The 6591-nt window shown below is 58.5% G+C and carries 4 protein-coding genes; 1 reads left to right on the top strand and 3 read right to left on the bottom strand.

Annotated features, from left to right (window positions below):
* Positions 1–1131, top strand: a 1131-nt coding sequence (locus tag NX84_RS12050; protein ID WP_039676912.1) for an HNH endonuclease signature motif containing protein, incomplete at its 5' end; no start/stop codon positions are given.
* A 168-nt stretch (positions 1132–1299) separates the two neighbouring features.
* Here NX84_RS12050 and NX84_RS12045 read toward each other — a convergent pair.
* From NX84_RS12045 to NX84_RS12035, 3 genes are all read right to left on the bottom strand, one after another.
* The gene (locus tag NX84_RS12045) at positions 1300–1851 is read right to left on the bottom strand and encodes a DUF421 domain-containing protein (RefSeq protein WP_039676921.1); all 552 of its coding nucleotides are present in this window, start codon (positions 1849–1851) and stop codon (positions 1300–1302) included.
* A gap of 114 nt (positions 1852–1965) precedes the next feature.
* Positions 1966–4125, bottom strand: coding sequence for a bifunctional metallophosphatase/5'-nucleotidase (locus tag NX84_RS12040; protein WP_039676911.1), 2160 nt, complete (start codon positions 4123–4125; stop codon positions 1966–1968).
* A 169-nt stretch (positions 4126–4294) separates the two neighbouring features.
* The gene (locus tag NX84_RS12035; RefSeq protein WP_039676910.1) at positions 4295–6589 is read right to left on the bottom strand and encodes a RelA/SpoT family protein; all 2295 of its coding nucleotides are present in this window, start codon (positions 6587–6589) and stop codon (positions 4295–4297) included.
* Positions 6590–6591 lie beyond the last annotated feature (2 nt).

Below are 6591 nucleotides of genomic sequence, written 5' to 3'. Positions count from 1 at the left end.
GTACTAGAAACCTACTTCCACTACCGCAACTCGGGGATCGCGCTAGTGGAACAAGCATCCAGCTCACCCGACGAACTGCGCGCGCTCGGCGCCGACCCAGCCGATGCTACTGAACTTGCCCACCTTCACCGCATCTACTTCGGGCACACCCGCTTCACCGGCAAACAACGCAAAGCACGCGCTGCCGCGGTAGCACAAAAACATAGCCTTAGCATTCTTACCCTGATTGAGACCTACACCGCCAAAGTCAACAAAGACCTCGATGCCTGGAACCTACGCATAAAACTTGCCGGAACACCTGCCCACAAAATCCGCCAGGTAGCCACCACACGCCTTAAAGAGCTTAAGTCCAAACGCGAAGCTAAACCCGGGGTACGCTTCACCTACCGCTCTAAGGGACCCAACTCCATTACCATCACCGACACCCCCACCGTCATCGCCGACATCAGAGGCACCCTAGAATCCGTCAATAAAACAAACCTGCTTGATGCTGCCCGCACCGTCATTGTCACCGGTGGTATTGGCACCAAACCCGCCGTACATGCTCAAGTCGTAGTCACCCTGGATGAATTTGACCAAATTATTAACGGGGATGGGGAGGAAATCGAACTTAACCTCACCAACGGCGCGCGCATGAGCGGCGCAGACTTCTTAGCCTACAAGTTTGCTGAGATTGGCTACGCCACCATCATCCACCCTTTAGAGGGGCCTGTTAACTCTTATAGGATTCAGCGGCATGCCAGCTGGAAACAACGCATCAGCCTGGCTGCTGAATTCCAAACCTGCTCTAGGCCCGGCTGCAACAAACCAGCTGATTACTGCGAAGTCCACCACCTCATCCCCTGGCAGGCCGGAGGTTTTACTAACCTTAAAAACCTCACCTTCCTGTGCGCCTACCACAACGGTATTAACGACGATGACCCCAAACGCCCCACCGGCAGGGGTTACATGTTCCGGTTGAATACCGGGGTGAGCTACATCCCGCCCTGGGGTGTGCCAATTACCGCCATGCCCGAATACCAAGAAGCCACAGCCAGACTCGCCGCCGAACAACCAGGACAAACCACAGGTCAGCCACCCGACCCGCCGCCAGGTACAAACCAGCCACCCGACCCGCCACGTGCAGGCTAAACGCTCGCGATTAAGCAACGCGCACGCCGAGACGATGAACCCCGCCAACCACACCACGGTTGGCGGGCACATCGGCGATCCCGCAGCTGGCTGAGGTAGCCACCGATACGACTAAACCCGCTAACCAGATGAGGTTGGCGGGTGTCTTCGCTAATCGCTGCAACTCCCCTAGTTGTGAGAGTCGTCCTCTTCGACCTCTTCGATGCGTTCAGAGCCAAGGACGTCTTTGAAGACGGAGGCGTCGACAAGCTGGCCCCGTCGAATAACTGAAATCTGCCCAGTGGGTTCGAGAATCATCAGCTGCACGTCGTTGCGGCGGCCCAGTCCAGCTTTGCGTACCGCCGAATTGACGTCTCGCTCCGTGATATGCGCAAATACCATGTTATCTTCCTGCAACTCCCCCTTATACACCAGCAGAACTGGGCGACGGTCAATAAACTTCGACCACTTTACGAACTGCCGGAAGGTACCGAAAGCCGCCTCGAGAAGCATGAGGGTAAAAAGGCCAATGATGCCGGCCGCAAGCGTCGGAGGGTTGCCGATAATCACGCGGCCAGCGACCGCGCCGAACATAATAATGATGACCGCATCCGACGCCGTCATGGAGGTGAGCACACGGCTGCCAAAGAGCTTGACCAGAATCATGAAGGCCAAGTAGATGCCGACGGTAGCGAACATCACCACCGGAATGCGGTGAGGTTCGATACCGAGCTGATACATCGCTTCGCGTCCAAAAAGCCTCAAGGTCTCCACGACGCTCTACCTTACCTTTTCCTGTCAATCGCCCATAGAAAAAGCCCACACCGAAGTGTGGGCTTTACTAAAGATTCTGTCTTAGATGTTGAACTGCTTACGCAGCTGCTCGATCATCTGCTGAATCGGGGCCGGAAGCGCGGAAGCAGCGAAGCCCACGGTAGCCAGAGCGGTCGCGATAGCGGCTGCAACAGCGGCGGTAATACCCAAGCCGAGGCCCAGACCGAAGGAAGAACCATCGAACTTGGAGCTGGTGTCCTTGGACGGCTTCGGGTCAACGGTCGGCTCAGTCGTCGGCGCCGGGGTCTCAGACGGCTTCTCCTCAGCCTTGCCCTCCAGGATGATCGGAAGAACAGCCTCGGTGCCTGCATCAGTGGTGATGGTCAGCTGCTGCTCGCCCTCAAGTCCTTCCGGGATGGTGAGCTTGACGGTCGCGCGGCCGCGCTCACCGAAGCCCTTGTCGCCTTCCTGAGCAGCGTTGTCGATGTCAGCATCAGCCTTCACATCACCGAGAGCAACGGTGACCTTCTTAGCCTGCGGCTCCTCCTCATTGGAGTAGTTGAGGGAGGACAGGTCGATGGTGATTTCCTCGCCAGCCTTCAGCTCACCGGAAATGTGGGCACCAATCTGGCCCTGGCCGGTGCGCACCTTCGACTCGCCGGACGCGATGTAGTCAATCATGGCCTGGGTATCCATGTAACCGACGTCGTTACGGTTCTTGATCGAACCCGGCACGAAGAAACCGTCACCGCCTTCCTCAGTATCGCTCGAAGCAAGGAAGGAAGACAGAGCAACGGTGTAGTTCTTCTTCGGGTCGATAGGCTCGCCGTCGATAGTGACAGACTTGACGCGCTCGCCCTGCTCAGCCTTCTGGTCATAGACCACGGAAACATTGCTGGACAGGCCCAACGCCAGGCGCGGGCGGGACTGACCCGGCTTCCACTGATTCTCCAGTGCCTTGATGAAGTCTTCGCCGCTAACCTCAGCCGTGATGACGGAGTTGCCGAACGGCTGGACGGCGAAGATGTCCTTGTAGGTGACGTCGCCTTCCTTGAGGTCAGCGCGAACACCACCGGCATTCATGACGCCAAGGTCGATTTCCTTGTTGGTCTGCTTCGACAAAGCGTAGCGCTGACCCTCAGCAATGAAGTTGTTGAGGGTGGACTCCACGCCGCGGTTGGTACCAGTATCTTCACCATCGTTAGAACCGCGGTACATTGCCTTTTCAGTGGTGCCAGCGGTCTTGGAGCCCTCTTCGTCAGCTACCTTCTTGGCCTCGTCGACAACGGAGGCAACCTCTGCATCATCCTCCAGCCCCTGGAGAAGCTCAAAGGTCTCTGCATCCGCAACGTCGTACTGGGTGAGATCGACCTTGGTGATCTTCTTCTCAGCCTTGTCGAAGGTGATGTCGGCGTCGTTAAGCACCTTGCCGTACTCGTAGCCCTGTGCCCAGTACAGCGGCAGTGCGCCCTCACGGGCGACCTCGCCCTGGGTCTTCACGTGGGTGTCGCCGCCGAAAAGCAGGTCGACGTCCTTGTTGAAGCCCTCTGCAAACTGCTGTGCGTCCTCGTGCATGAGTGCGACAACAACGTCGGCCTCGCCGGATTCCTTCAGACGGGTGGCTTCCTCATTCGTAGCCTTAACTGGGTCGGTGAACTCAACGCCCGGAATAGCAGCGGCGGATACCTTGAATTTGGTGTTCTCAGTGACGGTGCCGACAAAGCCGATCTTCACCCCATCGACTTCCTTCACGAAGGAAGGCTCGAGGAGCGGCTTGCCGTCCTTGGTCACGTTCGCACCGATGATCGGGAAGTCAGACTCCTTGACGATGCGGTCCATCAGGTCCTCAGTACCCTTGTCGAACTCGTGGTTACCCACGGCAGTGACATCAAGGTTCATGGTGTTGAGGGCCTCGTTGGTGTACTTATCCTCAGAAATAGCCGATACGAAAGCGGAACCGCCCACGTTGTCACCGGAGGACGTCAGAGCGTATTCCTGGTCTTTGTTGACGTACTTGATGAGGGCAGCCATGCGGGCAGCGCCCATCTCGGTGTAACCGCTCAATTCCTTAGTGTCCTTGTCAAACTTCTCAGCCAGCTCGAGGTGGCCGTGGAAGTCAGTGAAGTTGGTGACGGAGAAGGTCACCTGGTCGGCCTCAGCGGCGAAGGCAGGTGCGCCGCTAACGGCGACGGCGGTAACGGTGGTGGCGGCCAGCAGCTGGCCAAAGCGACGGAAGTTCACGGGAGTCTCCTGGGTATGAGAGGAATCTTACTCTCGTGTTTATAACGCATCGGTCACAATAACGCAGTGCTTCCCGACGCCTCCACCAGCCCCTTCACTCAACATTCATCCACGCGTTACCCAGGGGACAGCAAGGGTTTAGGCTCGACCCCCTGATGGGGGTGGAGACCTATGCGGTTACGCGGTAAACGTCAAAGACGCCTTCGGTGTTGCGCAGCGTGGTCATAAGCTGGCCGAGCTGCTTGGTATCAGAGACCGAGAAAGTGAAGCGAACGGTGGCGATGTGATCGTCGCCGCGGTTCGAGGTCATGGACAACACGTTAAGGCTCTGCTCACTAAAGATGCGGGTGAGTTCAAACAGCAAGCCTTGACGGTCGAGGGCCTCGAGCTGAAGAGTGGCGGAGAAAGCACCTGAGGATTTAGGCCCGCCGGCCCACTCCACCGTCATCATGCGCTCCGGCTCGGACTTGAGCTTCTCCGCGTTCGTGCAATCGGCGCGGTGGACAGAGACTCCCCCGCCGCGGGTAACAAAGCCAAAGATGGCGTCACCCGGGACAGGCTGGCAGCACTTAGCCAGTTTCGCCATGACATCGGGGCTGCCTTCTACGAGGATGCCCGTACCCGTGGCGGAGTCCTTGGTGTGCTGTGCGCGGGAGTTCTCAATCTCGCTGAGCGGGGTGCGGGACGCCAAGGCATCGACGGCATCGTCTTGGTCCCCGAAGAGCGCCATGAGCTGGTTGGCCACGTGTTGCGCTGAGACATGCCCGGCGCCAATCGCAGTATAGAGCGCATCCACGTCTGGGTAATGCAGCTGCTCAGCCACCTGCTTCATGGAGCTAGCGGTAAACAGGCGATGCATGGGCAAGCCACCACGCTGGACCTCTGCCGCGAGCGCGTCGCGGCCGGCCTCAAGGTGCTCCTCACGGCGTTCTTTGGCAAACCACTGTCGGACCTTCGTTTTCGCACGCGGGGAGACGAGGAAATCCTGCCAGTCGCGTGATGGGCCCGCATTCGGGTCCTTGGAGGTAAAGATCTCTACCTTGTCACCGGATTTGAGCTCGGATTCGAGGGCAACCAGTTTGCCATTGACTTTAGCGCCGATACACCTGTGCCCCACCTCCGTGTGCACCGCGTAGGCGAAGTCAACGGGAGTGGAACCGGCCGGAAGATTTACCACGTCGCCCTTGGGGGTAAAGGCAAAAATTTGCTTGGCGGTCAGGTCATAGCGCAGCGAATCGAGGAACTCGTTGGGGTCGGCGGCTTCCTTCTGCCAGTCAAGCAGCTGGCGCATCCACGCCATCTGGTCCACTTCTTCTTGGTGGCCAGAGTTCTTTCCCTTGGTTTCCTTGTAGCGCCAGTGCGCCGCCACACCGAATTCGGCGTTGTAGTGCATCTCGTGCGTGCGCACCTGGACTTCCAGCGTGGAGCCACCTGCTGCAATCACCGTGGTGTGCAAAGACTGGTACACGCCAAAACGCGGTGAGGAGATGTAGTCCTTGAAGCGACCCGGAAGCGCCTGGTAGAGCGAGTGCACAACACCGATTGCGGCATAGCAGGAATTGATGTCATCGACTAAGATGCGGATACCCACGAGGTCGAAGATCTCAGCAAAGTCGCGGCCGCGCACAATCATCTTCTGGTAAATCGACCAGTAATGCTTCGGGCGACCCATGACCTCGGCTTCAATGCCGTTGTCCTTGAGCGCTTGGCCTACCTGAGCCGTGATCTCTTTCAGCGCACGGTCGCGCGAGGGCGCACGGTCCGCCACCATGCGGACAATCTCGTCATACTTCTTGGGATACAGGATCGCGAAAGCCAGATCCTCCAGTTCCCACTTGACGCTCGCCATGCCCAGGCGGTGAGCCAAAGGCGCAATGACATCAAGGGTTTGGCGCGCTTTCTTCGCCTGCTTTTCCGGCGGGAGGAAGCGCATCGTGCGCATGTTGTGGAGACGATCGCACACTTTGATGACGAGCACGCGCGGGTCCGTGGCCATCGCGACGATCATCTTGCGAATCGTCTCTGCCTCTGCAGCCGCACCGAGGGCAACCTTGTCGAGCTTCGTGACACCGTCGACAAGCCGGGCGACCTCCGGACCAAAATCTCGGGTGAGGTCCTCCAAGGAGTAGTCGGTGTCCTCCACGGTGTCATGGAGCAGTGCCGCAGCGACTGTCGTGGTATCCATGCCGATCTCCGCGGCAATCGTTGCCACGGCCAACGGGTGGGTAATGTAGGGCTCTCCGGATTTGCGGAATACACCTTCGTGCAAGCGCTCGGCCGTCCGATAGGCATTGTTGAGAAGCTCAGCATCCGCCTTCGGGTGAAACTCCCGGTGAATCGACATCAGCGGGTCCAGAGCCGGGTTAATCTTGACCCGGCCGCCGGTCAACGACCGCGCTAGACGTGCGGACATACCGCGCACGCCGCTCGGCCGCCATGCAGCCTTGTCCTGCTTTTCAGTCATGT

The organism is Corynebacterium minutissimum (genome assembly GCF_000805675.1).
GTDB lineage: Bacteria > Actinomycetota > Actinomycetes > Mycobacteriales > Mycobacteriaceae > Corynebacterium > Corynebacterium minutissimum.
This window is presented reverse-complemented; position numbering and strand designations above follow the sequence as displayed.